The organism is Vibrio sp. 2033, from assembly GCF_033339735.1.
Window position 1 is genome coordinate 1 of the sequence record NZ_JAWOVC010000373.1, and the last position, 686, is coordinate 686.

At 44.2% G+C, this 686-nt stretch carries 1 protein-coding gene; it reads right to left on the minus strand.

Annotated elements, in window-relative coordinates; translation table 11 throughout:
- Positions 1-150: 150 nt before the first annotated feature.
- A complete protein-coding gene (nsrR, locus tag R7P74_RS26675) occupies positions 151-576 on the minus strand; it encodes a nitric oxide-sensing transcriptional repressor NsrR (protein WP_005460673.1) in 426 nt (141 codons plus the stop codon).
- Between the last annotated feature and the right edge of the window lie 110 nt (positions 577-686).

Sequence of the window (686 nt, forward strand, 5' to 3'; positions counted from 1 at the left end):
TCTGCGAATGGATCGTTTGGAATATTGTCTGACATAGGCACGCCTATCTAGCAAGGAAGGTATAGAGCTAGTATATCTGAGTCTCTCGATAAGCTACAGAATTGCTTTGAAAAAAGAATGATCGAGATCGACTCTGGAACTGCAAATAAACTAAGGGCGAGCAAGCAGGATCAAAAGCTCAGAGTTATCGCTCAGTAAGGATTCAATGGTGCACTCATCCAACTCGGCGAGGAAGGCACTTTTTGCTTTGGCAAGCTTATCTTTGAGGCGACATGCGGGAGTAATGTGGCAAAACTCCACCCCACAATTGACCAAATCTAACGGCTCCAAATCTCGCACGACACCACCAACGGTGATCTCAGACGCTGGCTTCATCAAGCGAATACCACCGTTTTTACCGCGCACGGTATGCACGTAGCCTAGCTGCCCTAAACGGTTGATTACTTTGACCATATGATTACGAGACACACCAAACAAATCCGTCACTTCGGTGATATTGGTCAGCTCATCTTTTGGCAATGATGCTAAATAAATCAAGGTTCTCAGCGCGTAATCAGTAAAGCTCGTTAACTGCATGTTCTCTCCCAGAGTGCGATTTAATAGCTCAATGTCAGTGACGAAACAACTAACTGACGCTATCGACAAAAGTGTAAATCTTTTCTTGATCGAAAGATACATTTGAGATA